General features: G+C 53.3%; 22 protein-coding genes and 1 pseudogene. 11 read left to right on the top strand and 12 right to left on the bottom strand.

All coding sequences use genetic code 11. The features are described from left to right. Positions 1–17 precede the first annotated feature (17 nt). From J1779_RS17760 to rhaS (J1779_RS17745), 4 genes are all read right to left on the bottom strand, one after another. Positions 18–1094: a coiled-coil domain-containing protein gene (locus J1779_RS17760; protein ID WP_217204411.1), complete on the bottom strand. Its 1077-nt coding sequence runs from the start codon at positions 1092–1094 to the stop codon at positions 18–20. 141 nt (positions 1095–1235) lie between these two features. Next, entirely contained in the window at positions 1236–1817 is a 582-nt protein-coding gene (locus tag J1779_RS17755; protein WP_217204410.1) for an LUD domain-containing protein, read from the bottom strand. 75 nt (positions 1818–1892) lie between these two features. Continuing rightward, entirely contained in the window at positions 1893–3332 is a 1440-nt protein-coding gene (aldA, locus tag J1779_RS17750) for an aldehyde dehydrogenase (protein ID WP_136376133.1), read from the bottom strand. Positions 3333–3534: 202 nt separating this feature from the next. Continuing rightward, complete coding sequence (gene rhaS, locus J1779_RS17745) at positions 3535–4353, bottom strand: HTH-type transcriptional activator RhaS (RefSeq protein ID WP_056779799.1); 819 nt, start codon at positions 4351–4353, stop codon at positions 3535–3537. A 391-nt stretch (positions 4354–4744) separates the two neighbouring features. Between rhaS (J1779_RS17745) and rhaS (J1779_RS17740) the strand changes: the two genes are divergently transcribed. The 4 genes from rhaS (J1779_RS17740) to J1779_RS17725 all read left to right on the top strand — a co-directional run bounded on the left by rhaS (J1779_RS17740) (position 4745) and on the right by J1779_RS17725 (position 9340). Continuing rightward, on the top strand, positions 4745–5737 hold the full coding sequence (rhaS, locus tag J1779_RS17740; protein ID WP_056779797.1) for a rhamnose ABC transporter substrate-binding protein: 993 nt from the start codon (positions 4745–4747) through the stop codon (positions 5735–5737). Between the two features lie 62 nt (positions 5738–5799). Beyond that, positions 5800–7311 (top strand): sugar ABC transporter ATP-binding protein, encoded by a 1512-nt coding sequence (locus tag J1779_RS17735; RefSeq protein WP_217204409.1) that lies wholly within the window; start codon positions 5800–5802, stop codon positions 7309–7311. Beyond that, positions 7308–8321, top strand: coding sequence for an ABC transporter permease (locus tag J1779_RS17730; protein ID WP_056779792.1), 1014 nt, complete (start codon positions 7308–7310; stop codon positions 8319–8321). The genes J1779_RS17735 and J1779_RS17730 overlap by 4 nt, the downstream gene beginning before the upstream one ends. Next, entirely contained in the window at positions 8318–9340 is a 1023-nt protein-coding gene (locus tag J1779_RS17725; RefSeq protein ID WP_238485201.1) for an ABC transporter permease, read from the top strand. The genes J1779_RS17730 and J1779_RS17725 overlap by 4 nt, the downstream gene beginning before the upstream one ends. A gap of 48 nt (positions 9341–9388) precedes the next feature. Here the strand turns inward: J1779_RS17725 and J1779_RS17720 are convergent. Continuing rightward, positions 9389–10150: pseudogene (locus J1779_RS17720) on the bottom strand (Fic family protein); the annotation flags it as partial. 176 nt (positions 10151–10326) lie between these two features. Here J1779_RS17720 and panE point away from each other — a divergent pair. Further along, positions 10327–11250 (top strand): 2-dehydropantoate 2-reductase, encoded by a 924-nt coding sequence (gene panE / locus J1779_RS17715; protein WP_217204408.1) that lies wholly within the window; start codon positions 10327–10329, stop codon positions 11248–11250. A gap of 396 nt (positions 11251–11646) precedes the next feature. Here the strand turns inward: panE and J1779_RS17710 are convergent, their stop codons facing one another. Beyond that, positions 11647–12060, bottom strand: coding sequence for an H-NS family histone-like protein (locus J1779_RS17710; protein WP_122096830.1), 414 nt, complete (start codon positions 12058–12060; stop codon positions 11647–11649). 448 nt (positions 12061–12508) lie between these two features. Then, positions 12509–13387, bottom strand: a complete 879-nt coding sequence (gene ptrR / locus J1779_RS17705) for a putrescine utilization regulator PtrR (RefSeq protein WP_217204407.1) — start codon at positions 13385–13387, stop codon at positions 12509–12511. Positions 13388–13488: 101 nt separating this feature from the next. Here ptrR and J1779_RS17700 point away from each other — a divergent pair, with 101 nt between their 5' ends. Continuing rightward, positions 13489–14880 carry an aldehyde dehydrogenase family protein gene (locus J1779_RS17700; protein ID WP_217204406.1) on the top strand — a complete coding sequence of 464 codons (1392 nt, stop codon included), beginning with the start codon at positions 13489–13491 and terminating at the stop codon, positions 14878–14880. Positions 14881–15119: 239 nt separating this feature from the next. Here the strand turns inward: J1779_RS17700 and J1779_RS17695 are convergent, their stop codons facing one another. Continuing rightward, positions 15120–15455: a hypothetical protein gene (locus J1779_RS17695; RefSeq protein WP_056779774.1), complete on the bottom strand. Its 336-nt coding sequence runs from the start codon at positions 15453–15455 to the stop codon at positions 15120–15122. 243 nt (positions 15456–15698) lie between these two features. Here J1779_RS17695 and J1779_RS17690 point away from each other — a divergent pair, with 243 nt between their 5' ends. Continuing rightward, positions 15699–15914, top strand: a complete 216-nt coding sequence (locus tag J1779_RS17690; protein WP_217204405.1) for a hypothetical protein — start codon at positions 15699–15701, stop codon at positions 15912–15914. A gap of 176 nt (positions 15915–16090) precedes the next feature. After that, positions 16091–17356: a glycoside hydrolase family 10-like protein gene (locus J1779_RS17685; protein ID WP_217204429.1), complete on the top strand. Its 1266-nt coding sequence runs from the start codon at positions 16091–16093 to the stop codon at positions 17354–17356. 87 nt (positions 17357–17443) lie between these two features. On the opposite strand, the gene J1779_RS17680 is transcribed toward J1779_RS17685, so the two are convergent. Further along, complete coding sequence (locus J1779_RS17680; protein WP_217204404.1) at positions 17444–18721, bottom strand: PTS ascorbate transporter subunit IIC; 1278 nt, start codon at positions 18719–18721, stop codon at positions 17444–17446. A gap of 564 nt (positions 18722–19285) precedes the next feature. On the opposite strand from J1779_RS17680, the gene J1779_RS17675 reads away from it, so the two are divergent. The 3 genes from J1779_RS17675 to J1779_RS17665 all read left to right on the top strand — a co-directional run bounded on the left by J1779_RS17675 (position 19286) and on the right by J1779_RS17665 (position 21639). Continuing rightward, a complete protein-coding gene (locus J1779_RS17675; protein WP_217204403.1) occupies positions 19286–20059 on the top strand; it encodes a type IV toxin-antitoxin system AbiEi family antitoxin domain-containing protein in 774 nt (257 codons plus the stop codon). Between the two features lie 6 nt (positions 20060–20065). After that, on the top strand, positions 20066–20986 hold the full coding sequence (locus J1779_RS17670) for a nucleotidyl transferase AbiEii/AbiGii toxin family protein (RefSeq protein WP_217204402.1): 921 nt from the start codon (positions 20066–20068) through the stop codon (positions 20984–20986). A gap of 347 nt (positions 20987–21333) precedes the next feature. After that, complete coding sequence (locus J1779_RS17665) at positions 21334–21639, top strand: YdgH/BhsA/McbA family protein (RefSeq protein WP_056779759.1); 306 nt, start codon at positions 21334–21336, stop codon at positions 21637–21639. Between the two features lie 153 nt (positions 21640–21792). Here J1779_RS17665 and fabV read toward each other — a convergent pair whose 3' ends face one another. The 3 genes from fabV to J1779_RS17650 form a co-directional block, all read right to left on the bottom strand. Continuing rightward, positions 21793–22989, bottom strand: a complete 1197-nt coding sequence (gene fabV / locus J1779_RS17660; RefSeq protein WP_217204401.1) for an enoyl-ACP reductase FabV — start codon at positions 22987–22989, stop codon at positions 21793–21795. A gap of 197 nt (positions 22990–23186) precedes the next feature. Further along, positions 23187–24062: a 4Fe-4S binding protein gene (locus J1779_RS17655; RefSeq protein WP_217204400.1), complete on the bottom strand. Its 876-nt coding sequence runs from the start codon at positions 24060–24062 to the stop codon at positions 23187–23189. Then, positions 24062–24907 (bottom strand): dimethyl sulfoxide reductase anchor subunit family protein, encoded by an 846-nt coding sequence (locus J1779_RS17650; RefSeq protein WP_217204399.1) that lies wholly within the window; start codon positions 24905–24907, stop codon positions 24062–24064. The genes J1779_RS17655 and J1779_RS17650 overlap by 1 nt, the downstream gene beginning before the upstream one ends. Position 24908 lies beyond the last annotated feature (1 nt).

Here is a 24908-nt window from a genome sequence, read left to right as displayed (position 1 = left end):
GTAAGGTTTCCCCCGCTCTACGCCCTGCGGGTGAAAGCAATCATGAGCGAAAGCGCATAGACCACGCACCCCAAAAATGCAGCCGGGGTGAGGCTGTCTGACAGATGCCCGGTGTGGTCATCGGTGTACATCACCAGGCCGACCACGGCGAGGCCCATGATGGCGCTGGGAATGTGGATCCAGCGGGTGAAACGTCCTTTTTGTGCTTTACAGGCGGCGAGCTCTTTTTGAGTTCGCCCGAGCGCGTTGTTCAGGCTTTCGCACTGCGCTTCATGATGCTGAGATTGCGCCGCTAAGCGGCTGTTTTCGCTCATCAGTTCGGCGATCTGCTTATTCAGTTTTGCCGCCTCGCTCTTCGCCGATTGCCCTTCGTACTCTTGCGATTTCAGGTTCACCCGCAGTTGGGTGATTTTACGGTTGGCTTCGGCGGTCAGCTCTTTTTGCTGGCCCAGCAGTGCGTAATTGCCGTCTGCACGACGGTTGGCGGCATGGCGTTTATCTTCTTCGTCACGCAGGCGGCGTTCAGACTCCGTTTCCAGCGCGGTTAACCGCTGTTGCAGGCTGTCGCGTGCCGCCGCCATGGCGGACATCTGGCTGCCGGTATAGGCAATCAGGCTGTTGGCGGCGTCAAGTTCTGCCGAGGTGGAATTGCCCGCCGCGCGCTGGCGTGAGCGCATGAGCGCCAGTTCATCGGCGTGCTGTTTTTTGAGGCGTTCAGACTGGTTAAGAAGTTCACTGACCCGCGTGTTGAGGCGGTACAACTCCCCTTGCAGCCGGGCCAGCTCTTCAGGGTTGCCGCCGTCGGTTTTGTTCCGCGCCACCGCCAGTTCATGCGTCAGGCTGCGCACCTGTTTTTCCAGCGCGGCGAGCCTTTCGACGGTGACAGCCGTATCTTTAAAAACGGTTTTGACTTTAGCTTTATCGGCCTCGGCACGGCTGAAACTGACGCCTCTGAGCGCGCTTTCCACTTCACGGGCGATGGATATTTTATCCATGGCCTTCATGCGGTTGCAGGCGCTGGCAAGGAAAGTGGCCGCTTCGTGACCGTTGCCGGTGCCAAAGGCTTGTTTGATAAGGCTTTGTATCACGCTCATGGTTGTCGCGCTCACTCACAGGAAATATTCAGGACATGCCCGATGTACATCGATTTACTGATTGTATCAGATAGGATTTCTTTTATTTAGGGGAGTTATTTTGAGCGGGGCAGTACAGGTGATGTTGCGGTTTTTTTGAGGTCAGATCCCGATCACCCGCAGATTCGTCACCCCTTTTGCTCCCAGCATCAGCGCACTTTCACTGTCGGCTATCGCGGCGGAGCCGGTGATCATAATGGCGTAGCGGGCATTAAAGGGCTGCGGCTGACGGTGGGCGAGGTGCAGATGCGCAACGATATGTTTGACGTCGAGCAATACCACCAGGTTTTTCGCCATTGCGCTGAGGGTGTTTACGGCAAGCGCGGGGTCGCTGAGAAAAATCGCACCGGTGTCGGCGACGCCAAAACAGGCGCGCACCACGCCGACATCCGCGTCTTTCAACGCGGTCGCCGGGGTACGGGCGTCAAAATCGATGTCCGCGATAATCTCCGGTGTCGCGGAACAAAACAGGGAATCTGCCGGGTACAGTTCGCGCAGGTAAGCGTTCAGCGTGGTATAGCCCGTCAGCGGAGTCTGCAAAAAATGATCATCCCAGATGCCGCCGCTCAGGGTCAGCGCGCGCGCAAAAGCCTGCACAGGATCGGGCTGCGAATCTTCTGCCGGGAACAGCGCGTGAATGAATTTATGCTGGCGGATGGCGGTCAGAAAATCGCTGCGGCGCATGGCGTGTCCTTGTCTGGTAGAGGTCACCTCACGCCGGAAACAGGCGATCCTGTTCCGGCGGAGAGGATTAAATGATCAATGGAATTGCAGATAGGCCACGTGGGTTTGCAGATATTCCTGCAAGCCGTGTTTACCGTCCGCGCCGCCGACACCCGATTTACGCCAGCCCGCATGGAAGCCCTGCATCGCTTCAAAGTTTTCGCGGTTGATGTAAGTCTCACCGAATTTCAGCTGTTTCAGCGCTTTCATCGCCGTATTGATGTTGCTGGTGTAAATCGACGACGTCAGGCCGTATTCGCTGTCGTTCGCCATCGCGATGGCTTCTTCCAGCGTGTTGAACGTCGCGACCGGCAGCACCGGCCCGAACACTTCCTCGTGCATGATCGGCATCTCCTGCTTCACATCCACCAGCAACGTTGGCGGGTAGAAGAAGCCGGTGCCGCCCTCGCGCTTACCGCCCAGCAGCACTTTCGCGCCCTGTGAGACAGCTTTCGCCACTTTGTCTTCCACGCGCTGTAATGCTGCGGCGCTGATAAGCGGCCCCATATCCAGCTCTTTTTTCTCCGCCGTGTTGCCGAAGGTCACTTCTTTCATGGCAGCGCTGAGGCGCGAAATGAACTCGTCGTAAACGCCTTGCTGCACATAGACCCGTTCGGCGCAGTTACACACCTGCCCGGTATTGATGACGCGCGAGCTGACGATGGCTTTTACCGCCAGATCTAAATCGGCGTCGTTCATCACGATGGCGGGCGCTTTGCCGCCCAGCTCCAGCGAAACTTTGGTGACGTTCTGCGCCGCAGCGGTCATGGTGGCGATACCCGCCGCCACGCTGCCGGTCAGGCTGACCATGCCAACTTTCGGGTTGGCCGCCAGTTCCTGTCCGACGGTCGGGCCGTAGCCGGTGACAATGTTCAGCACGCCTTTTGGCAGGCCGATGTGGTGAATGATTTCAGCAAAGATCACCGCATTGTTCGGGGTGATTTCACTCGGTTTGATCACGATGGTGTTACCGGTGATCAGCGCCGGTGCCGCTTTGCGGGCGATCAGGAAGAACGGGAAGTTCCACGGCAAAATACCGGTGGTCACACCGATGGCTTTGCGGAACACAAAGATGTTTTCGTTTGGCCGGTCACTCTGAATGATTTCGCCTTCGTAACGGCGTGCCCATTCCGCCATGTAATCCAGGTAATCCGCCGTGAACAACACTTCGGTTTGTGCCAGGCCGTAGGTTTTACCGCCTTCGGCAATGATGGTTTGCGTCAGCTCGGCTTCGCGTTCGCGGATACCGGCGGCGATTTTGTGCAGCCACACGCCGCGTTCCACCGCAGGCAGCGCTTCCCAGCCCGGCTGCGCCGCTTCGGCGGCATCAATGGCTCTTTTGGCATCTTCTGCCGTACCTTCAGGGATCTGCGAAATCACCTGTTCAGTCGCCGGATTCACAACGTCAATCCACTTTCCGCCGGTGTTTTCAACGAATTCGCCGTTGATGTACATACGTTTCTGAACTGTGCCCATAGCTGGAGTCTCCAAAGTACGGATAGAGGTGATGAACGAGTTGTTAAAAAATAAGTTCTTTTTTGTGAAGTTTTAACAGCCTGTTCTATCCGACCGGGTTTTACCTTTCCGTCACTGCCAGTACGGCGTGGGAAATGGCAAAAATGTCATGGTCGGACTGCCCGACGTAACATTTTTGCAAATTGGAGATAACGACTGCGGATCATAAACGCGCGTTGCGGGGAGCGTAGCCGAATTCACGTTTGAAGAGAGTGGAGAAGTAGTTGCTGTCGCAGAAGCCGCACTGATGCGCAATGTCAGTGATTGAGCTGTCGGTGAATCGCAGCAGGTTGCGGGCATTGAGCAGGCGCAGACGGTTGAGATAGTTGAGCGGCGTGCAGCCGGTTTGCTGCTTCATCTGCCGGTGCAGGGTGCGCAGCGACATCGAAAACTTTTCAGCCAGCACCGGCCAGTCGATCTCTTCGTCGTAATGCTCATTCATCCAGTCGAGTAAATTATTCAGGTCACCGCCCTGCCCGCTGTATCCCACCTCACGGCTGCCTTTTCGCAGCAGCAGTAAGAGCTGCATAAAATACAGTTCCTGCTGCGCCTGAGACTCCGGTGACGTTCGGACCGGTTTGCGCGCCAGCAGGTCGATCAGCGTTTTTGCCTGCGCTATCTGGCCGGGATTGATACGCCAGTGCGCCGGATAAATGCCATCGACTTCCTGCGGCAGCAGATCGCCAAGCCCATTCAGAAAGCGGAAAGCCTCCGGGCTGCGGTACAGCACGTTGGTCAGGTGCAGGTTGTCGGTGTCTTCGTAGAGATGATGATCGCGGTGACGCACAAAACAGACGCTGCCCGCGCTGAGCAGCAGCGGCTGATCGTTAAAAACGTGGGTGCCGGTGCCCTGTTCGACCAGCACTATTTCATTGAAATCCTGATGATGATGTTCAGGAAACGTCTCCTGCGGATAACGGGGTTCAATGGCGACCGGGAAATCTCCTGAGGCAAAATATTCGCTACTGCGTAACACGGTCATTTGCGACTCCTTATTAACATTATCGTAATATCTTAGTCGTCGCTGCCCCCTCGCATCAGGCTGAAACTGTGACCCATCAGCCGCTTTTGAACAAAACCTTTCTTTCTGCCTCTGATCCTGCGAAATCCGCTGTGCGACGCAGGTTTACGCCTGATTTTAGTGCGGGTTTTCTGCATCAAAAACCTGTGTTTTTCTGACCGTTTGCGTTGCCCGCCACAACATTGTTATCAATTTGTGAGGTTGTTCTCTTAAACCTTTGCACCTTTGCCATAGTTGGCTTAGAACTGGCACTCGCGGAAAGGTCAGTTTATCAGCAACCTCCTAGAGTCGTGATCATGCGCCTGGCGCGTCGGCAACTTTTGGTCGTTAAACTTTATGCGGAGTACAAACAATGAAATTAAAACACGTACTGAGCCTTACCCTGATGGCGAGCAGTATCCTGCTGGCAGGCGCGGCATCGGCAGAAGTGAAAATTGCACTGGTCGCGAAATCACTGGGCAACGGATTTTTTGAAGCGGCCAACGTGGGTGCACAGCAGGCAGCGAAAGAACTGGGCGACGTGAAAGTGATTTACACCGGCCCGACGACAACCACCGCCGAGGCGCAGATCGAAGTGCTGAACGGGTTGATCGCTCAGGGTGTCGATGCCATCGCAGTTTCCGCCAATGACCCGGATGCGTTAGTGCCGGTGCTGAAAAAAGCCATGCAGCGCGGCATTAAAGTGGTGTCGTGGGATTCCGGTGTCGCCAAAGACGGCCGTCAGATCCACCTTAATCCGTCTAACAATGCGCTGATTGGCGAAACCAACGTCAAACTGGCCGCCGACGCGCTGAAAGCCCTGAACGTTGAGAAAGGCGACGTGGCGATCCTGAGCGCCACCCCAACCTCCACTAACCAGAATCTGTGGATTGCGGAGATGAAAAAGGTGCTGCCGAAGTACCCTTCGGTGAATCTGGTGACCGTCGCGTATGGCGATGATCTGTCAGATAAAAGCTACCGTGAAACCATCGGCCTGCTGAAATCCTATCCGGATCTGAAAGTGATTATTTCTCCGTCTTCCGTGGGTATCGTGGCGGCGGCGCAGGCGGTGAAAGATCAGGGCAAAATCGGCAAGGTGTACGTGACCGGCCTGGGGCTGCCTTCTGAAATGGCCGGTGCCGTGAAATCCGGCGCGACCAAAAGCTTCGCCATCTGGAATCCGATCGATCTCGGTTACGCCGCCACCTATCTGGCTGACGATTTAGTCAAAGGCACTGCCACCAAAACCGAAGCCAGCATGGGCCGTTTAGGCAAAGTCAAACTGGACGCTGACGGCAGCGGCGCAATGGCAGAACCGTTCGTTTACGACGCCAGCAACATCGACAAATTCTCTAAAATTTTCTGATCCTGAATGCGGCTGACCGGTCTGCGGTCAGCCGTTTTGTTGTGCTTCGTCAGGAGACATCTATGACCGATACCACACCGCTTTTATCACTAAAAGACATCAGCAAAGTCTTTCCGGGCGTCAGGGCACTGAATAATGTGCATGTGGATTTATATCCGGGAAAAGTCACCGCCCTGATTGGCGAAAACGGCGCGGGGAAATCGACGCTGGTGAAAGTCATGACCGGAATTTATCAGCCGGAAGAGGGTGAACTGCGCTACAAAGCCATTCCGATCAAACTGCCGACGCCGGAATCCGCGCACAAAGTCGGGATTACCGCCATTCATCAGGAAACCGTGTTGTTTGACGAGCTTTCCGTTACCGAGAATATCTTCGTCGGCCACTACGTTTATGGCGGGCTGTTCAAACGCCTGAACTGGCCGGCGATGCATCAGCAGGCGCGCGACATTCTGACCCGCCTGGAAGTGAACATCGATCCGCACGCCACGCTGAAAGACCTGAGCATTGCGCAGCGCCATATGGTGGCGATCGCCCGCGCGCTGTCGTTTGATGCGCAGGTGGTGATCCTCGATGAACCGACCGCCGCACTTTCTCAGCATGAAATCGTTGAGTTTTATCAGATTGTCGAACGCCTGAAACACGAAGGCAAAGCCATCCTGTTTATCTCGCACAAGTTCGACGAGATCTTCTCTATTTCCGATTACTACACCGTATTGCGCGATGGCAGCTATGTCGGTTCCGGCAAAATCAGCGACATCAGCGAGCAGCAGATGGTCACCATGATGGTTGGCCGCGAAGTCAGTCAGGCTTACCCGAAAGTGAACTGCGCGCCGGGCGAAACGGTGCTTGAGGTGCAAAACCTCAGCCATCCGACCGAATTTTCAGGCATTAATTTCTCGCTGCGCAAAGGCGAAATCCTCGGCTTTTACGGGCTGGTGGGCGCTGGCCGCACCGAGCTTATGCAGGCGCTGTTTGGCGTTACGCAGCCAGGCGGCGGCAAGATCCTGATCAACGGCAAAGAGCAGCACTTCTCGCGCCCTTCTCAGGCCATCCGGGCAGGGATTGTGTACGTGCCGGAAGAGCGCCAGAAACAGGGCGCGATCATTGATTTACCCATAAGCCAGAACATCAGCCTGCCACAGCTCAGCCAGCTCAATCCGCGTGGCGTACTCAATGACAAAAAAGAGTGGGCGCTGGCAGATGATTACGCCCGGCGGTTGCAGGTCAAGGCATCGAGCTGGAAACAGGCGGTGGGCACCCTTTCTGGCGGGAATCAGCAAAAAGTGGTCATTGCCAAATGGCTGGCCACGAAACCGGACATCATCATTCTCGATGAGCCGACAAAAGGCATTGATATTGGCTCCAAAGCGGCGGTACACCAGTTTATGTCTGAACTGGTCGGGCGCGGGCTGGCGGTGATTATGGTGTCATCCGAATTACCGGAAGTGATGGGCATGGCAGATCGCATCATCGTGATGCATGAAGGGCTGATGGTGGCGGAATTCAGGGCCGGTGAAGCCAGCGCAGAAATGATTGTCAGCGCCGCCAGCGGCGCTGGCGAGGAGGCAGCATGATCAGAAACCTGCTGAAATACCGCGAGCTGCTGCTGGCGGTGGTGATTGTCCTGATGGTGCTCGCCGTGGGCGCGCGTTCGCCGGAGTTTATCGGCATCGGTAATCTGCTGGAGATGTTTAACGATACCTCGATTCTGATCATCCTAGCCCTCGGGCAGATGATGGTTTTGCTAACCAAAGGCATCGATTTATCGATGGCGGCGAATCTGGCGCTGACCGGGATGATCGTCGCGCTGATTAACTTCCATCACCCGGATATTCCGGTGTGGTCGCTGGTGGTGCTGGCGACGCTGCTCGGGCTGGTGATGGGCGCGATTAACGGCCTGCTGGTGTGGAAAGTCGGTATTCCGCCGATTGTGGTCACGCTCGGCACCATGAGCATTTATCGCGGCATCATTTTTCTGCTCTCCAACGGTGGCTGGATCAACGCCCATCAGATGAGCCCGGATTTTCTCAGCCTGCCACGTACGACCTTTATCGGCCTGCCGCTGCTCGGCTGGTGCGCGATTGCCGCGCTGATTCTGGTGGCGTACTTCCTGCGTTACAGCCGCACCGGTCGCGCTTTATATACCGCAGGTGGCAACGCGACGGCGGCGTATTACACCGGCATCAATGCGGGCAAAATGCAGTTCGTCAGCTTCTGCCTTTCCGGCGCGCTGGCCGGATTCTGCGGCTATCTGTGGATTTCGCGCTTCGCGGTGGCGTACGTCGATGTCGCCAACGGCTTTGAATTGCAGATTGTTGCGGCGTGCGTTATCGGCGGCATCAGCACCATGGGCGGCATCGGTTCAGTGGTCGGCTGCCTGCTCGGCGCGCTGTTCCTCGGCGTTATCAACAATGCCCTGCCGGTGATTGAAGTGTCGCCGTTCTGGCAGATGGCGATTTCCGGCGGCGTGATTGTGATCGCGGTGATCCTCAACGAACGCGCCAATAAACGTAAAGGACGGCTGATCCTGCGTCACTCTCCTGCTGTCCAGCCTGTGCGAACTGAAACCGGGGTAAGATCATGAACAAGACCTTAGCATCGCGCACCGCGCCGCATTCCGCCGCCGGAGAAAAAACCACCCTGGCCGCCACGCCGTTTTTCCGCCGCCTGATGTGCTGGGAAGGTTTTTTGCTGGTTGTCACGCTGCTGGTATTTGGCGCGAATGCCCTCGCTTCGCCCTACTTCCTCAATATCTGGAATCTGTCGGACGCGACCTTTAACTTCACCGAAAAAGCCATCATTGTGCTGCCGATGGCGATGTTGATCATCGCCCGCGAAATCGATTTGTCAGTCGCCTCAACCATGGCGCTGAGTTCAACGGTGATGGGGTTCTGCGCGCAGGCGGGTTTACCCACGCCGGCGCTGGTCGGCGTCGGGCTGAGCGTAGGATTGCTGTGCGGGCTGGTCAACGGGCTGCTGGTTACGCGGCTGAATCTGTCGTCTATCGTCATCACCATCGGCACCATGAGTCTGTTCCGTGGCATCACTTATGTGCTGCTCGGTGACCAGTCGCTCAACCAGTATCCGGCCAGTTTTGCATGGTTTGGTCAGGGCTACGTCTGGGGGCCGCTGTCGTTTGAGTTCGCGCTGTTCCTGGTGCTCGGCGCGGTATTTTATTTCCTGCTGCACAAAACGAATTTTGGCCGCCACACTTACGCCATCGGCAACAATCCGGTCGCCGCGTGGTATTCAGGCATCAACGTCAAACGCCATAACCTGACGCTGTTCGTGCTGGTGGGCGTGATGTCCGGGCTGGCGTCGGTGCTGCTGACCTCACGCCTTGGCAGCACGCGTCCGACGCTGGCGCTCGGCTGGGAACTGAGCGTGATCACCATGGCGGTGCTCGGCGGTGTCAGCGTGCTCGGTGGCTCCGGCAGCATGACCGGCGTGATTATCGCCGCGTTCCTGATGGGCCTGCTAACCTTCGGCCTCAGCCTGCTGAATGTGCCGGGAATTGTGATGTCGGTGATTGTCGGCGCCATGCTGATCGTGGTGATTTCGCTGCCGGTGCTGTACCGCAAAGTTCTGGCGCGGGGGAAATAACGCCAGGTGTGTTATCCCCGCCTGCGGGCGGGGAGTCTAGTTCGAGAGTTGTGTTTCAATCCCTTCGCGTAATGCGTCCACCAGTTTCTCCAGCATAAATGCGACAAATGCCGTGCAATCACTGGCACGGTCGCACTCGCCAAGCACGCGATAATAATCCTGTTGCTGATTGTGAATCAGCGTTTCCACGGGCAGCCAGGCGAGCTCAGGTCGCCACTGGCTGAGGATCAAGGTTTGCCACAAACGCCCCATTCTTCCGTTGCCATCGGCAAACGGGTGGATGAATTCAAATTCGTAATGGAAAATACAGCTGGCAATCAACGGATGAATATCGGTTTCCTTCAGCCAGTTCAGCAACTCCGCCATCAGGCGCGGGAGCTGACCGGCGGGCGGAGCCATATGAATCAGCTGATTATCACGATAGACCCCGACATCACCGCGACGCAGGTAGCCCGGCGCATCCACAAGACCCGTCATCATCAGCTGATGGGCTTTCAGGACATCTTCAAGACGATAGCTTTTCCAGACGGAAAGCTGTTCGTAAGTCAGAATGGCGTTACGCACTTCCTGAATGTCTTTTTGCGGAGCAAGCACGCGCTTGCCGTCCATGATGGCCGTGACCTGCTGTGTAGACAGGCTGTTATGTTCAATCGCCAGGGAAGCCTGAATGGTCCGGATGCGGTTTTCTTTGCGCAGCAGGACTGATGACTGTTCCGCATGCGCGGCCCAGCGCCCGAGTAATTCGCCAACCTCAACGACCCGGTGCAAAATGGCCGGCGTGATACTGTACGGTGGCTGATAACCGGCCATTCAGTGCTCCTTGAAGAAAAAATGATGCTGAATAGTATCACGCGACAAAATCATCAAAAATTCTTCTTTACTGTCTCCCAGCCCTTTATTCCCTGACACTTGATTCAAAGGCACTGTCTGCCGTAGTTTACACCCTCGGGTTTGTTTCTGAATGTCTTGAACTATGAGGAATATATATGCGGATTCTCGTTGTGGGCGCGGGCGCGACCGGCGGATATTTCGGCGCGCGGTTGGCGCAGGCCGGGCAGGATGTGACATTTCTTTTACGTGAAAAGCGCGCGCTTGCGGTTCAGCGCGACGGGCTGACCGTGCACAGCCCGCACGGTGATTTCCATTTCCAGCCGTCAGTATTACAGGCATCGCAACTCACCGGACCTTATGACCTGATCCTGCTGACAGTGAAAAGCTTCGGGCTGGAAGCGGCGATTAAGGACATCGCGCCGGTGGTAGGTGAAGATACGATGATCCTGCCGGTGCTGAACGGCATGAAGCATATAGAGACGCTGAGCCAGCGTTTTGGCGAACACGCCCTCCTCGGCGGTTTATGCAAAATCAATGCGACCCTGGATGCCGACGGCCATATCCACCAGATGACCCCGATGCACCAGATTTATTACGGTGAACTCTCCGGTGAAAAAACCGCGCGCATTCAGCGTGTCGATCAGGCGTTCAAAGAGGCGGGTTTCGAGGCATTCCTTTCTGAAACGATCATGACCGATCTGTGGGAGAAATGGCTTTTGCTTTGCAGTTTTGGCGCGATCACCTGCACCATGCACGGCAATATCGGCCAGGTAGCGTCTGCACCGGGCGGCACGGAGTTTGCGACAGGCATCGTTAATGAAGCGCTGACCACCATGAAAGCGTTCGGTTATGCAGAACGCGCGGCGGCAGTGGCGAAAGTCAAAGAAGCCGTCACCGACAAACACTCTGAGCAAACCTCCTCCATGTACCGCGATATGACGCAGGGTAACCCGGTAGAAGCAGACCAGATTGTCGGCGATCTGGTAGAGCGCGCAATTCGTGTGGGAATAAATGTTCCGCTTTTACAGGCGGCATATACCCATCTTTGTGTGTACCAGAAGAACCGCCAGAACGCTTAATTCTTTCCTGATGCCCGTTCCCGTAGCGGGCTATTTTTTCGATCCTTATCTTATCCCCTGATAATATAAAGCACATTCTGCTGAATAAACCCCACTGGCTACAGGGATGCAAAATTTCAGCCAGTTCGTCATCATTCACATATAACAATATCCGGCCAACACAGAAGCGGCAGTGAAAAACTTACATTTACTTTACTGGTGAAGATGTGTTCAGAGACGGGAAAGGAGCTTAAAAGATCGTAACGCGCAGAGGAAAAGTATTATCAGGTGACTCAATAGACTGGGATTTTTGAAAATAAAAACGGGTAAGGAAAGAGCAATATTGTTATCCGTGACTTCCTGTTTCGCGTAAACAAAACAGGAAATCCCAGAAACATCAGTAATACGGTCGTATCATTAACGCGCGATCAGGAAGCTTTCCAGCGTCGCACCGCCATCCAGCGCAATTTTAATTGCTGATGGCGTACGGCCCTGACCGGTCCAGGTTTTTTGCTCGCCGTTGGTATCTTTGTATTGATAAATGGCCGGGCGTGGCTGGCGTTTAGACTTGGTTTTGGTGGTTTCTTTCGTGCCCTGATGCGTGACCAGATCATCGATATCAATGCCGTCTTCTTCCAGCATTTTGCGATATTTAGATAATTTCTCGTTACGTTCTTGCTGTTGAGCGCTCACTGCTTTTACATTTTCGCGAGATTCTTCAACAATGGCCGTCAACTTCTCGAGGATTTCTTCCAGTGTTTCTAAAGGCATTTCACGTGCCTGTGCGCGAAGTGTACGGATATTATTCAAAACGTTTAATGCGTTGTCCATGATGTTCCTGCCAGTATGAGAGTTTATTTTTTGAAAGTGCGTCTGATTCTACACAAACAAATAACTATATCAATTGCGCCAGCGTAATATTACAGCTTGTTACGCAATATTCTGTCTGTTTGTTTCTTTGTATTAACTGACTTTTCCATTAAGTGAAATTTTTACTCTTAGTTTTAATAGTGTCGCAGAGTGAATGATGCGCCCGATATAATGTTGCTTATATCGCCATTCTCCGCAGAGAGTTAATCTTTTTAACCCCCTTCCGGAAAAAGTCCCCTTTTCCAGATGTTAAACACAGAATTTGCGAAAAATCCGCTGGAAGAGTTCACATCTCCCGACTTAGAATGTGACGCAAATCACATAAGAGTCGTTCCTTTCACCATGTACAAAACCCTGTTTTACGTCTTTGCGGGCTGCCTGATGTTCAAACTCGCGCTGGACTGGCAAATTATTTTGCAGGTAGCAGAGGGCTGATCTCCGACGCCATGGTCACGAATTCCGAGAGATTTCGCGTCAGACTTGCCCGCCGCCATATCAGCCAGGTCGTCAGAAACCGGTAATTCTCCGCCAGCGGCCAGCAACTGACCGTGCTGCTGCCGGGCATACTTTCCAGCATACTGCGCGGCATCAGCGCCAGCCCGCCACCGGCAATAACGCACGCCAGCATCCCGTGGTAAGACTCCATTTCGTAGATTTTGCCCGGCGCAGCGTCATCTTCCCTGAACCAGCTTTCGAAATGCCGCCGGTAGGAACAGTTGGAACGAAAGGCATACACAATCTCGCCGTTCACTTCCTGACCGCGGGTCACTGGCGGGTGGTCGTGTGGCGCGACGATCACCATCTCTTCCTGATAGACCGGCACACCGTCGAGCACCGGATGCAGCACAGGGCCATCAACAAAGGTGGCTTCCAGCTCCCCTTCAAGCACTTTCTCCAGCAACTCCCCGGAAGGACCGGTGCTGAGCGCCAGCTCGACCTTGCCGAATTTCTGGTGATACCGCGTGAGCAGCGGCGGAATGCGCACCGCTGCGGTACTTTCCAGCGCCCCGAGCGCGAATACGCCCTGCGGTTCACTGCCGGATACGGACATCCGCGCCTCTTCCACCAAATCCAGAATACGGTTGTTGTAGCTGAGAAAATTTCGGCCAGCCGGTGACAGGCGAAGCCGCTGGTTCTCGCGGATAAACAATTCCACGCCCAGTTCGGCTTCCAGTTGCCTGATACGGGTGGTGAGATTGGAGGGTACGCGGTGCACCAGCAGCGCGGCGGCGCTGATACTGCCGGTTTGGGCAACGGCGCGGAACATCTCCAGTTGTGACAGATTCATAACCATTCTCAAAAAATGAAAGGAAAGTTCATTTTTATTCATTTTTAATGAAACTCGCAAGCCGTTATTCTCTCTCCATCACTCCTGATGAGGAAAAATCAATGACCCAGGCCACTCCCCAGACTCACGCTATTTCACTGAATCCGTTCAACGGCGAACGCCTTGCTGACTACGCCTATGATTCACCCCAGGCGCTGGAAGCCGCCGTTTCTCAGGGCAGCGACGCCTTTAAACACTGGCGTAATGTGGACATCAACGATCGCGCCACGCATCTGCTGCAACTGGCCGCTGAATTGCGGGCTGCCAGTGAAGACATCGCCCGCATGATCGCCCTTGAAATGGGTAAACCGGTAAAACAGGCGCGCGCGGAAGTCGAGAAGTCAGCCAGCCTGTGTGAATGGTATGCCAAACATGGCCCGGCCATGCTGGCACCGGAACCCACGCAGGTTGATAACGGTGAAGCGCACATCCATTACCGCCCCTCGGGGATGATTCTGGCGATCATGCCGTGGAATTTTCCGGTGTGGCAGATACTTCGCGGCGCCGTGCCGGCGCTGCTCGCCGGAAATACGTTTCTGCTAAAACCGGCACCGAACGTCATGGGCACTACCTATAGGTTGAAGCAGGCGGTGCTGAAAGCCGGTTTCCCTGCCGGTGCGTTTGGTGTCATTAATGTCGATACGCCCGCCGTGGCGGGGCTGATAGCCGATCGTCGCGTTACCGCCGTCACCGTGACCGGCAGCGTGCGCGCCGGGGCTGCCATTGCCGAACTGGCGGGTAAAGCGGTGAAGAAATGTGTGCTCGAACTCGGCGGTTCCGATCCGTTTATCGTGCTTAACGACGCAGATCTGGATGCGGCCGTGGCGGCAGCGGTCGCAGGCCGTTATCAAAATACCGGGCAGGTGTGTGCCGCCGCAAAACGCATGATTGTCGAAGCGGGTGTGCTCGATGCCTTTACGAAGAAATTTGTCGCCGCAACGCAGGCGCTGGTGACAGGTGATCCGCTGGACGAGGCCACCTACATCGGCCCGATGGCCCGTTACGATCTGCGCGATGAGCTGGATCAACAGGTACAGGACAGTCTGGCACAGGGCGCAACCTTGCTGCTCGGCGGAGAGAAGATGGCCGGTAAAGGTAACTTCTATACGCCTACGGTTCTCGGCGACGTGACACCGGAGATGACGGCGTTCCGTCAGGAACTGTTTGGTCCGGTCGCCGCCATTACCGTGGCGCGTGATGCGCGGCATGCCGTTGAGCTGGCAAACGACAGCGAATTTGGTTTGAGTGCGACGATCTTCACGGCCAATCTGGATCTGGCAAATGAGATGACCGGCGAGCTGGAAACCGGCGGAGTCTTTATCAACGGTTACAGCGCATCGGATCCGCGCGTCGCGTTCGGCGGCGTGAAGAAAAGTGGTTATGGCCGCGAGCTTTCACACTTTGGTTTACGTGAATTCTGTAACGTGCAAACCGTCTGGACCGACCGTAAGTAATCGTCATCCCCCTGCCCTGACCAATAATCACAGGATGGAAGCATCCTGTGATTATATCCTTTCGCTCTCTGCCGTTTTGCTGGCATCAGCAGCCAATCACCGGTTTGAATGAAACAGATAAATCCCTGATCGGCGTGTCAGAGATTAAACCACGCTTTTCTGATGATTTATCTAAAAGACGTTTTACCTCTGATGCCAGCCGTAGTGTTAATACGAATACAGGATCAGAGGAGAGAGCTTCATGTAAAGGTCATCGCCCAGGTAATTACACCCGCGACGACCGTAGTGAAGGTCAGCGCAACCAGAAAAAGAATGTCGATGACTTTTTCCAGCACCACATTACGACGCTGCCCACGGGTTCTCAGCGCCCAGTAAGACATGATTGTGGTAGCCAGATACAAAATGGCGTTAATTGCCAGCAAATCATCGCCCAGCGTCCCTTCTCGTCTGAGAGTGGTAATAACCTGAAAAATCCCGATGACCGTAATACATACGCCAACCATTCCCGCTGACGCGGTAAATATGTGCACCGAAATATCTTCGTCCAGCCTGGCATTGGTTTTTTTTCTGAGCATACCCTTTTCATCCTGTGTTTCCGCTTAAGCGTTATTCCTGCGGGACAGCGTAAAACTGAGAACGGAACGTTAAACATAGGCGATTCTTTCTCAGGGTGCGCAGTGGTGACCAGGTAAAAGGCGAGGTATGAAGTCAAAAGAGGTGAGTAAGATGAGTAATTACAGATACCCCCTTTTCTTGTAAGGTTTATGGCGCAGTTTCATCTCTTGTTTTTCATCATGGATTAAGGAACCGACATTATTATGGAAACGTCTGTATGGATAGTTGGAGCGGTGATTCTGATTTCATTCATTATCGCGGCGTTAAAACCCAGACGGTGCGATGTGTGTAATATCGCGTTTAAACGCAAATATTACACATGGGAATTAGAAGGAAAAAAGCAGCATTTGTGCCCAGGCTGTAATGGCAAAATGGAGAGAAAAATCAGCAAGGAAAGGTTTAAAAAGAAATTCGGATAACTGAGTGGCACGGCGGGGGCGTGACCCCTGTGTCTAAGATATTGACTTTACGCGGCATAAACAGACAATGTCTCCTTTCGAGCGACTACCTTACAGAATCGGAGTCTACCATCGTCTGCTCTCTCAGCGCTCTACCCCTCAAAAAAGTGAAGCATGGCATTGCACTGGTGGCTGCCATGCTTTTGCTGGCCAGTTGTTCTTCCAAACCGCCGAAGTCTTTGGTTACGCCACTTCCGCCGGTCAGTACCAAGCCCCTGCCGGGTAAAACCACCCACGATAAGGAACCGGTACGCGGCGTCTGGCTGACCACGGTTTCTCGTCTGGACTGGCCACCGGTGGCCTCCGTCAATGTCAGCAGCCCTGCCCTGCGCATCAGCCTGCAGAAAAAAGCGCTGACGGATAAGCTTGATAAACTGAAAACGCTGGGTATCAACACCGTATTTTTCCAGGTAAAACCTGATGGTACCGCGCTGTGGGCGTCCAGAATTTTGCCGTGGTCTGACATGATGACCGGTAAAATTGGTCAGGATCCTGGCTATGATCCGTTGCAGTTCATGCTTGATGAAGCGCACAAGCGTGGCATGAAAGTCCACGCCTGGTTTAATCCGTATCGGGTTTCGGTTAACACCAAATCTTCCACCGTGGCGGAACTCAATAATACCCTGACCCTGAACCCGGCCAGTGTCTTTGTCTTGCACCGCGACTGGATCCGCACCGCCAGCGATCGCTTTGTGCTCGACCCCGGTATCCCCGATGCACGTGACTGGATCACCAGCATTGTCGCTGAAGTGGTGTCCCGTTATCCTGTCGACGGTGTGCAGTTTGATGATTATTTCTACACGGAATCCCCCGGCTCCAGCCTCAACGACAACCTGACATTCCAAAAATATGGAAAGGGGTTTGCCTCTAAAGCGGACTGGCGGCGGCACAATACCCAGCAGTTGATCGAGCAGGTTTCCCGCACCATTAAACAGCTCAAACCGGACGTCGAGTTTGGCGTCAGCCCGGCAGGCGTATGGCGCAATCAGTCGCACGATCCGGCCGGTTCCCGCACGCAAGGCGCAGCGGCCTATGACGAAGCTTATGCCGATACCCGCCTTTGGGTTCAGCAGGGATTACTTGATTACATTGCCCCGCAGCTGTACTGGCCTTTCTCGCGCAAAGCCGCGCGTTATGACGTACTGGCTAGCTGGTGGGCTGAGGTGGTCAAACCGACACACACGCGCCTGTATATTGGCATCGCGCTGTACAAAATCGGGGAACCTTCAAAAAATGAACCCGACTGGATGGTTAACGGCGGCGTGCCGGAACTGAAAAAACAGCTGGATTTAAACGACGCTGTACCCCAAATTCAGGGCACCATTCTCTTCAGAGAGAACTATCTCAACCAGCCGCAGACGCAGGAAGCGGTTCGTTATCTGAAAAGCCGCTGGGGGAGCTGACCGGCTAATTCGTCAGCGCCTCATTGGTTTCCCGCATAGCAAAAAAGCCGCCTTCAGTGCCTGAGGCGGCTTTTTCTTTACATCCTGTTATTTAAACAAACGCAGCAGATGATCCAACAGCAGTGAAGACAGGGTGAAATCCGGGTCCGCAAAAGTGACACCCTGAGCGCCGAGATGAGCAAACAGCGGCAGGGTCAGCGCAGGGAGAACACACAACAACAGCCCGTTGATGCCGCTGGCGATGACCGCGCCGCGGAACCCGCCGGTCGCGTTACCGAAGATAGCCGCAGCGCCGCCGGTAATAAAGCTCGCCATGATGCCGGGGACAATAATCGGCAATCCGATAAACGGAAAAATCAGGATACACACCAGTTCTACTGAGAAACTCACCAGAAAACCAATCAGCGTGGCATTCGGAGCTTTGGTGAACAGCACCATCACATCAACGGCCGGAACAGCGCCGGGCGCGAAGACTCGGGAAAATCCTTTAAAGGCCGGTACGATTTCCGCCGTAAATAAGTTAACGCCCGCCTTCGCTAAATAAAGCCCGCAGGCAAACACGGCTGACTGTTCAAGAATGAAAATAACCATATTCTTATCTGCTGCGCCCGCCCCGTACACCAGCGTCATGGCCGTTTTGATCTGCGGTTGCGTGGCGAAAACGCAGGAGATCAACAGCAGAACTAACATCGTCAGCAGTGTGGCGATATTGGGTTCACGAAGGAAGTCGAATTTATTACTGATTTTGAGATGTTCTGTGTCGGTTTTCTTATTGCCGAACCATTTCCCCATATAAGAACCAATAATGTAAGAAGAGATCGCGGCATGGGAAATCGCATATTCATCTGAGCCGATGATTTCACGGCTAAATTTATTAAGAAAGAACGGTGAGGCTGCCATATAGAAGCCGATAAATATCGACGAGATGATAATGATTGGATAATGGCTGTAGCCCAACTGCATCAGTACAGCGGTTAATGCAAAGGACATAAACAGCACCAGATGCAGCGAAAGATAGATAAATTTCAGGCGGGTAAATCTGGCCAGAAGAATATTTATCACCATGGAGAAAAGCAAAATAATCGCTGCGGTGGAACCAATCTGATCGATGGTTGCGGCCATGATCGCTTCGTTGCTGGGCACCACGCCGACAATGTTAAAAGCGCTGGAAAACAACGTACTAAACGCCGTTAACACTTTCATCAGGATTGAACCACCGACTTTGATCATGGTGAATCCGATGAAAGAAAGCGCCGTACCCGTGATTATTCTGGATACGGATGCCCTCTGAAACAGCAACCCCAGAAAAGCAATAATCGCAATTATCACCGCGGGCGTTCTAACCAAACTCAGAAATATATCCATCTTCCCCTCTTGTATTGAATTTTATTGTTTGAAAATTGCGGCACTTGTTATTTTTTAAAAACTTTAAATTCACATAAAATCAACATTCGCACTCATCACTGCTCATGTAAAATGTGAAATAAATTAATGAACCGCTGTTTCTTTTTATTTGGACTGATGTTTTATATAGATCACTAACAAGAGATGATGTGAACTGAGTCGCAATTAGTACAGGAGGGAATATATTTGAATCCGTTTTGGAAGGCAGTTAACAGGGTTTTGCTGAAAGCTCACTGGTCATATGTCCCTTTATGGCCATCGTTAGCGGATGTCGTCAAATTACCTGTCGTTTTGCTTCAAGCTGTATGAGGCGACGGCGGATGTAATCCGCTGCAACACACAAAATTTCTCTGGAAACCATCTCTTACTTCCATCATTTGCCAGTTGGTTTAGCGACTTAAGCTGAGCTACAGTCCGCCCGCAATATCCTACAAGAACAAAATTGAGTCGCATTCGGTTTACATATTATAAAATTCACGGCAATAATCGCCGTGAATTGTGAATTTCATAAACAAAAGGGGTTGTATGCTTAATACCGATGCGAGACAACGACTCAAAACGTTATTGCCCTCAGGCTTGGTGGCTACAAAAGCATGGCTTCAACAGCAAGGATTAGACCTGCATTTTATCGATAATGCGGTTAAAAGCAGGACATTGCGGATGCTGGTTCCAGGTGTGTATGTTTGTGATGAAACACCCTTAAGCTGGCAAGGTATCGTATCTTCTCTTCAGCGTATGCAACCTGCGTTCATCACTGTGGGGGGAATTACGGCGTTGAATCTGGAAGGTTTAGCACACTATCAGATTAAAAATCAGATAGTGCCTGTCAGCCTTTATTCTGCAGGTTCGCCACCGGCATGGTTAAACAAAATCACTGCCTGCGCGAATTTTGAATGGCGCCGCACACGCCGTTTATGGCCCGACAGCATCATTGAAAATGCAGCATATCTCCGCGAAAGCCAATGGCGACAATCACTGCCGCCGCTGCACTATTCCGGGCCAGAAAGAGCCATAATTGAACTTCTCGCAGAGGTACCGAAAAACATCAGTTTTGAACATGTGGACCAAATCATGCAGGGGCTTTTCACCCTCTCTCCCCGCAAACTTGAACCGCTGTTACTGGCAAACTGCAGTATCAGATCAAAACGTCTCTTCCTTTGGCTGGCAGAGCGCCATAACCACGCCTGGTTAAAATACCTTAAGCCTGAACAGTATGAGCTAGGCAGCGGAAAGCGGGTGATTGCTCATTCCGGCAGACTGGACACCACCTGGAATATCACTGTACCCAAGGATATGTAATCAAGAATGGACAGGGAAAGTATTTACTACAAACAGGTGCAGTTGCTGTTACAGCTGCTTCCTCTTATTGCCAAACACGATTGCTTTGCACTTAAGGGGGGGACGGCAATCAATCTTTTTATACGTGATTTCCCCCGCTTATCTGTTGATATCGATCTCGTATATTTGCCGGTACTGGAGCGGGATGCTTCCCTCAGGGGTATCAAATCTGCATTAGATAATATTGCTCATTCTATAGTCGTTACCCTTCCGGGCAGCAAAGTCCGTAAGTCCTACGAAGATAAAGATGATGCATTGCGGCTGACGGTTATACGTGACCGGGTCATGATAAAGATTGAACTCTCACCGGTATTAAGAGGAACCGTATATGAACCGGCCCTTCTCCCTGTCTGTGAGACGGTGGAAAATGAGTTTGGCTTTGCTGAGGTTTCAGTGGTGTCATTTGCTGATCTCTATGCCGGAAAAATTTGCGCGGCGCTCGACCGTCAACATCCAAGAGATTTGTTTGACATCAAATTCTTACTCGACAATGAGGGCCTCACTCCGTTACTGCGTAAAGCTTTGATGGTTTATATCATCAGTCATTCACGCCCTATCGCCGAGTTACTGCGGCCACATTTAAAAGACATCGCCGGGATCTATGAGGGTGAATTTCGCAGCATGGCAGATAAAGATGTTCCGCTGGATGAATTGCTCGCCGTGCGCAAACAATTGATTAAGCAAATCCATGCTGAAATGACTACAGATGAAAGAACATTTTTACTGTCATTCAAAAACAGAGATCCTGACTGGAATTTGTTGGGCCTGGATAACATAGATAATTTGCCCGCAGTACGCTGGAAGCAACAAAATCTGTCGAATATGCCAGCAAATAAACACGCAGAAGCACTGAATCAACTGAGGACAGTTCTTGAAAAAATCATGTAACCCTCGATATGAACTGAATTATCTTCGGATAAAAAATCTGTCCATGTTTTCAAGCGAACGGAAACTGTCTGGTTATTATCATTCCGGCCACCGTAATCGCCTATTGCAGTGCTCATGTCAAAAGTACCGAACCTGTAACTAAGTGAAAGCATCCTCTTTAGAGATCGCGTTAATTGTGACGGAAGTTTTCTTAACAACTAATTAGCAATTAAAGCTAAACGTCGTTACATGAAAAGGTGTTTCTTAGGGTTGTGCCCGCTCGAATTCTTATTCCCGCAAGTCACGAATTGAATGAGTAGCACGGCTATACGCCCGAACCTGAAGATGAACTAATGAGGAATAAAATCATGAAAGGCTTAGTAAATGATGTCTTGTCTATATTCTTTCCCAAGGATGTCAAACCTGTCTTAATCCGCTCAGGATTATCGCATCGTGAAATTTCCTCACTGCAGGCTGTAGGGGTGACAACGGTGTCGTGGGCAACGTCCATGGAAGAACTCAACAACGCATTTGTTAAAAAAGCGTTAGCGGCGGGTGCCGTCGGCTATCACATTACCAATGTGGAATCGCACAAACCGGGTAAAGATCAGCAGCACGTCATGGCGGCTACCGCCACTGTTTACAACATTAATCATAAACTGGCTTATGACTGATGTTTCAGAATGGCCGCACGGCTTGCCGGACAATGTGTAAGAAATGAATGAAGGAAAGGCGCAGGATGCGCCCTTTTTTATGCTGCAATAAAAAAACCCACCCCCACTTTGCAGCGGGAATGGGCTTTCAGCATCGCTTAGCGTAAAACCAAATTACATCTGGATAAGATGTTTGATTTTCACGTCAGGATTGGTGTCTGCAGCGTAATCCACGCCGTTCAGGCCGAAACCGAACAGACGCATGAATTCGCTTTTGTAGCCGACGAAATCGGTCAGTTCCGGGATGTTGTCATTGCTGACTTCATTCCACAGTTTGCCCACTTCGTCCTGTACTTCTGGCGCGATCTCTTTCAGGTCAGCGCGCAGACGGCCTTCGTTATCCACCAGCGGCTCAGCGCCGTACAGGCTGTCTTTGTACAGACCGTAAACCTGCTCGATACAACCTTCGTGGATGCCCTTCTCTTTCATCACTTTGAACAGCAAGGAAAGGTACAGCGGCATCACAGGGATGGCAGAACTCGCCTGAGTCACCACGGCTTTCAGTACGGAAACACGCGCGTCGCCGCCCTGCTCTGCCAGTGTGCTGCGGATATCCAGAACACGTTTGTCCAGATCCTTCTTCGCTTCACCGATAGAACCGTTCCAGTAGATGTCCTGCGTCACTTCTTCACCCAGATAGGTGAAGGCAGTGGTTTTTGCGCCGTCAGCCAGCACACCGGCGGCTTTCAGGTCGTCGATCCACATCTGCCAGTCTTCACCGCCCATAACGGCCACGGTGCCTGCAATTTCTTCAGGCGTTGCCGGTTCCAGCGTGGTTTCGTTGATGGTTTCTTTGTCGGTATTGATACCGCGAATGGTGACTTGCTTACCGATTGGTTTCAGAGTGGAGTTGAACACTTCACCGGTTTTCGGATGGGTACGGCGCGGCGCAGCCAGGCTGTAAACCACCAGATCAACCTGACCGAGATCTTGTTTGATCAGCTCAATGGTCTTTTGCTTCACTTCATCAGAGAACGCGTCGCCGTTGATGCTTTTCGCATACAGACCTTTTGCATCCGCAAATTCTTCGAAGGCGGCGGAGTTGTACCAGCCTGCGGTCGCGGTTTTGGATTCATCACCAGCACGTTCGAAGAAGATGCCGAGCGTGGCAGCGTCAGAACCGAAAGCAGCAGAGATGCGGGCAGCGAGGCCGTAACCGGTAGAAGCGCCGATCACCAGGACTTTTTTCGGACCGCCGGCAATTTTGCCCTGAGCGGTAACGTAGTCGATTTGTTCTTTAACGTTCGCCTTGCAACCTTCCGGATGGGCAGTAACACAGATAAAGCCACGGATGCGTGGTTTGATAATCATATAGACCTCATTGCAACTGTCTCAGTAAATTGGCCGATAGAATATAGCTTTGCGCCGTTTCAGGCAAAACCTGACGCTCCATCGCCCGCTAAACAGACTTCTCTGAAGTGAAAACAGGCTCGTTTTAAGCCAAAAGCCCAAAAAGTGAACCAAAAGTGATCCCTGAAGTGTAACCCAGTTCCGCCGGGATTTTCATTTCACGCCTCACGCATTCCAAAAGCATGACGACGGCAAACCGGGCATGCTTTTTCCTGCGCAGTCCAGGCGGGAAACTGGCGATGGCACACCCGGCATTCGGCGTGTTCAAGCGGGTAAACCTCTGACGTCCCTTCGCAGCTTTCCTGCACGGATAACGCAGCGTCAAAACACACCGCCTCACAGTTGCCGCAGCCGGTGCATTTTACCGGGTCCAGCGTCAACGCCTGCGCATCCAGCCGGATAGCCTGTTCAGCGCACACCCGGCTGCAGGCACCGCACAGCGAGCAGCGTTCTGTTGAGATAACAGGGCGAAACTCGCTGAATTGCATGAAACGGGCGCGTCGGAATCTGCGCCCGACGGGGACGCTGCCCGCTGAAACACCTTCATTTTTCAGATGCAGCCAGCGGCGACGTGCGCCGTTCAGCGTTTGCGGGGATGGCGGAACAATATTCCACAGCGGTTCCTGCATGTGTCTGAGACGAACGTTCAGTGCGGCGACGGCCTGAAACCAGCCAGCCGCGCTGTCCGCGTCCATCTCAACAAAGCGGATGCCAAATTCGCTGTGCCACATCAGCAGTTCTTCAGGGCATGGCGCGACGGCACTCAGCGGCATCACCAGCCGGTCACCACGATAATGCCGTGTAGCCGGAGTAATGCCCTCCGGCGCACCGGTCGGGCAGTTGAAAAGACAATATCCGCAGCCGATACAGGCCTGCGGATTGATTACCATCGTGCCTTCTGCGTTCAGCGTAACCGCACCGGTCGGGCAGACGTCGGCGCAGACCACGCAGCGGCTGTTTTTCACCGTATTGCGCACGCAGGCCCGCCCGGCGCTGATTTGGTGCGGCCGGGCATCAGGCAAAAACACACTCATCAGTGAATGCTGAAGAAGTTAAAACGCAGCATGATTTCTGCCAGCAACACCGCCGCGCCACCCGTCAGCAGCTGCAACCGGCCAATGCGGTGGGTTTGCAGGCTGCGCGCCGTGATGATCGTGCCCGCGGTCAGTATCACCCACGCCACCAGGCGCAAGGTGCCGGACTGCGCGAAGGCAACCAGCGGCTGATGCGGGAAGGTCACCGCATCACGGCTCACCCCGTTCAGATACGCCAGATAGACCGGTTGTTCCAGCAGGCGCGCCAGTGTAACCGCGATCAGTATGCCACCGCAGACCACCGCGATCCTCCGCGCCCGTTGCCACGGCAGCCAGGGGCAGCGCGAAATCCGCCACAGCGCGGTGATCGCGCCCAGACTCAGCGCGCTCCCGTAAAACATCACGTACGTATTGATGTGCATCCAGGTCGCGACAGACGCATGCACGTAAATCGCGCTCATGCAAAAGAGATCAATCAGGCCCAGCAGCGAAGCGAGCAACAGAAGCGATGTCACCACGCGTTTTGACACCAGCGCAATCAGCGTTGTCAGCCCCAGTACGCCGAGATAAAGGCTGGCGAAGACAATTTCCCTGCTCAGCCAGGAACTGCCGATGTGGCTCAGCGCGTGAAACGCATTGAGCGGATAGCCCAGATGCGCGGTTGACGCGACAAGTCCCAGCGCACCGGCGATGAAAGCCAGCAACATAGCCGGTGCGGCGACGCGCCATTTTTCCTGCGCGTGCAGACGGTCAGCGGCATACACCAGTGTAAATGTGGTGAAAACGGTGCTGCCAACGGAAATTTGGATCAGCAACGTAAAGACGATCAGTGGCCATTCCTGCATG

This window comes from Rahnella rivi (assembly GCF_019049655.1).
GTDB classification, from domain to species: domain Bacteria; phylum Pseudomonadota; class Gammaproteobacteria; order Enterobacterales; family Enterobacteriaceae; genus Rahnella; species Rahnella rivi.
Note: the sequence above shows the minus strand (reverse complement) of the source record. Positions and strands in the feature narration are given on the sequence as shown.

Bases quoted from the DNA above. Each gene is read 5' to 3' on its own strand.
- J1779_RS17760 (WP_217204411.1), bottom strand. From the start codon at position 1,094: ATGAGCGTGATACAAAGCCTTATCAAACAAGCCTTTGGCACCGGCAAC.
- J1779_RS17755 (WP_217204410.1), bottom strand. From the start codon at position 1,817: ATGCGCCGCAGCGATTTTCTGACCGCCATCCGCCAGCATAAATTCATT.
- aldA (WP_136376133.1), bottom strand. From the start codon at position 3,332: ATGGGCACAGTTCAGAAACGTATGTACATCAACGGCGAATTCGTTGAA.
- rhaS (WP_056779799.1), bottom strand. From the start codon at position 4,353: ATGACCGTGTTACGCAGTAGCGAATATTTTGCCTCAGGAGATTTCCCG.
- rhaS (WP_056779797.1), top strand. From the start codon at position 4,745: ATGAAATTAAAACACGTACTGAGCCTTACCCTGATGGCGAGCAGTATC.
- J1779_RS17735 (WP_217204409.1), top strand. From the start codon at position 5,800: ATGACCGATACCACACCGCTTTTATCACTAAAAGACATCAGCAAAGTC.
- J1779_RS17730 (WP_056779792.1), top strand. From the start codon at position 7,308: ATGATCAGAAACCTGCTGAAATACCGCGAGCTGCTGCTGGCGGTGGTG.
- J1779_RS17725 (WP_238485201.1), top strand. From the start codon at position 8,318: ATGAACAAGACCTTAGCATCGCGCACCGCGCCGCATTCCGCCGCCGGA.
- panE (WP_217204408.1), top strand. From the start codon at position 10,327: ATGCGGATTCTCGTTGTGGGCGCGGGCGCGACCGGCGGATATTTCGGC.
- J1779_RS17710 (WP_122096830.1), bottom strand. From the start codon at position 12,060: ATGGACAACGCATTAAACGTTTTGAATAATATCCGTACACTTCGCGCA.
- ptrR (WP_217204407.1), bottom strand. From the start codon at position 13,387: ATGAATCTGTCACAACTGGAGATGTTCCGCGCCGTTGCCCAAACCGGC.
- J1779_RS17700 (WP_217204406.1), top strand. From the start codon at position 13,489: ATGACCCAGGCCACTCCCCAGACTCACGCTATTTCACTGAATCCGTTC.
- J1779_RS17695 (WP_056779774.1), bottom strand. From the start codon at position 15,455: ATGCTCAGAAAAAAAACCAATGCCAGGCTGGACGAAGATATTTCGGTG.
- J1779_RS17690 (WP_217204405.1), top strand. From the start codon at position 15,699: ATGGAAACGTCTGTATGGATAGTTGGAGCGGTGATTCTGATTTCATTC.
- J1779_RS17685 (WP_217204429.1), top strand. From the start codon at position 16,091: ATGCTTTTGCTGGCCAGTTGTTCTTCCAAACCGCCGAAGTCTTTGGTT.
- J1779_RS17680 (WP_217204404.1), bottom strand. From the start codon at position 18,721: ATGGATATATTTCTGAGTTTGGTTAGAACGCCCGCGGTGATAATTGCG.
- J1779_RS17675 (WP_217204403.1), top strand. From the start codon at position 19,286: ATGCTTAATACCGATGCGAGACAACGACTCAAAACGTTATTGCCCTCA.
- J1779_RS17670 (WP_217204402.1), top strand. From the start codon at position 20,066: ATGGACAGGGAAAGTATTTACTACAAACAGGTGCAGTTGCTGTTACAG.
- J1779_RS17665 (WP_056779759.1), top strand. From the start codon at position 21,334: ATGAAAGGCTTAGTAAATGATGTCTTGTCTATATTCTTTCCCAAGGAT.
- fabV (WP_217204401.1), bottom strand. From the start codon at position 22,989: ATGATTATCAAACCACGCATCCGTGGCTTTATCTGTGTTACTGCCCAT.
- J1779_RS17655 (WP_217204400.1), bottom strand. From the start codon at position 24,062: ATGAGTGTGTTTTTGCCTGATGCCCGGCCGCACCAAATCAGCGCCGGG.
- J1779_RS17650 (WP_217204399.1), bottom strand. From the start codon at position 24,907: ATGCAGGAATGGCCACTGATCGTCTTTACGTTGCTGATCCAAATTTCC.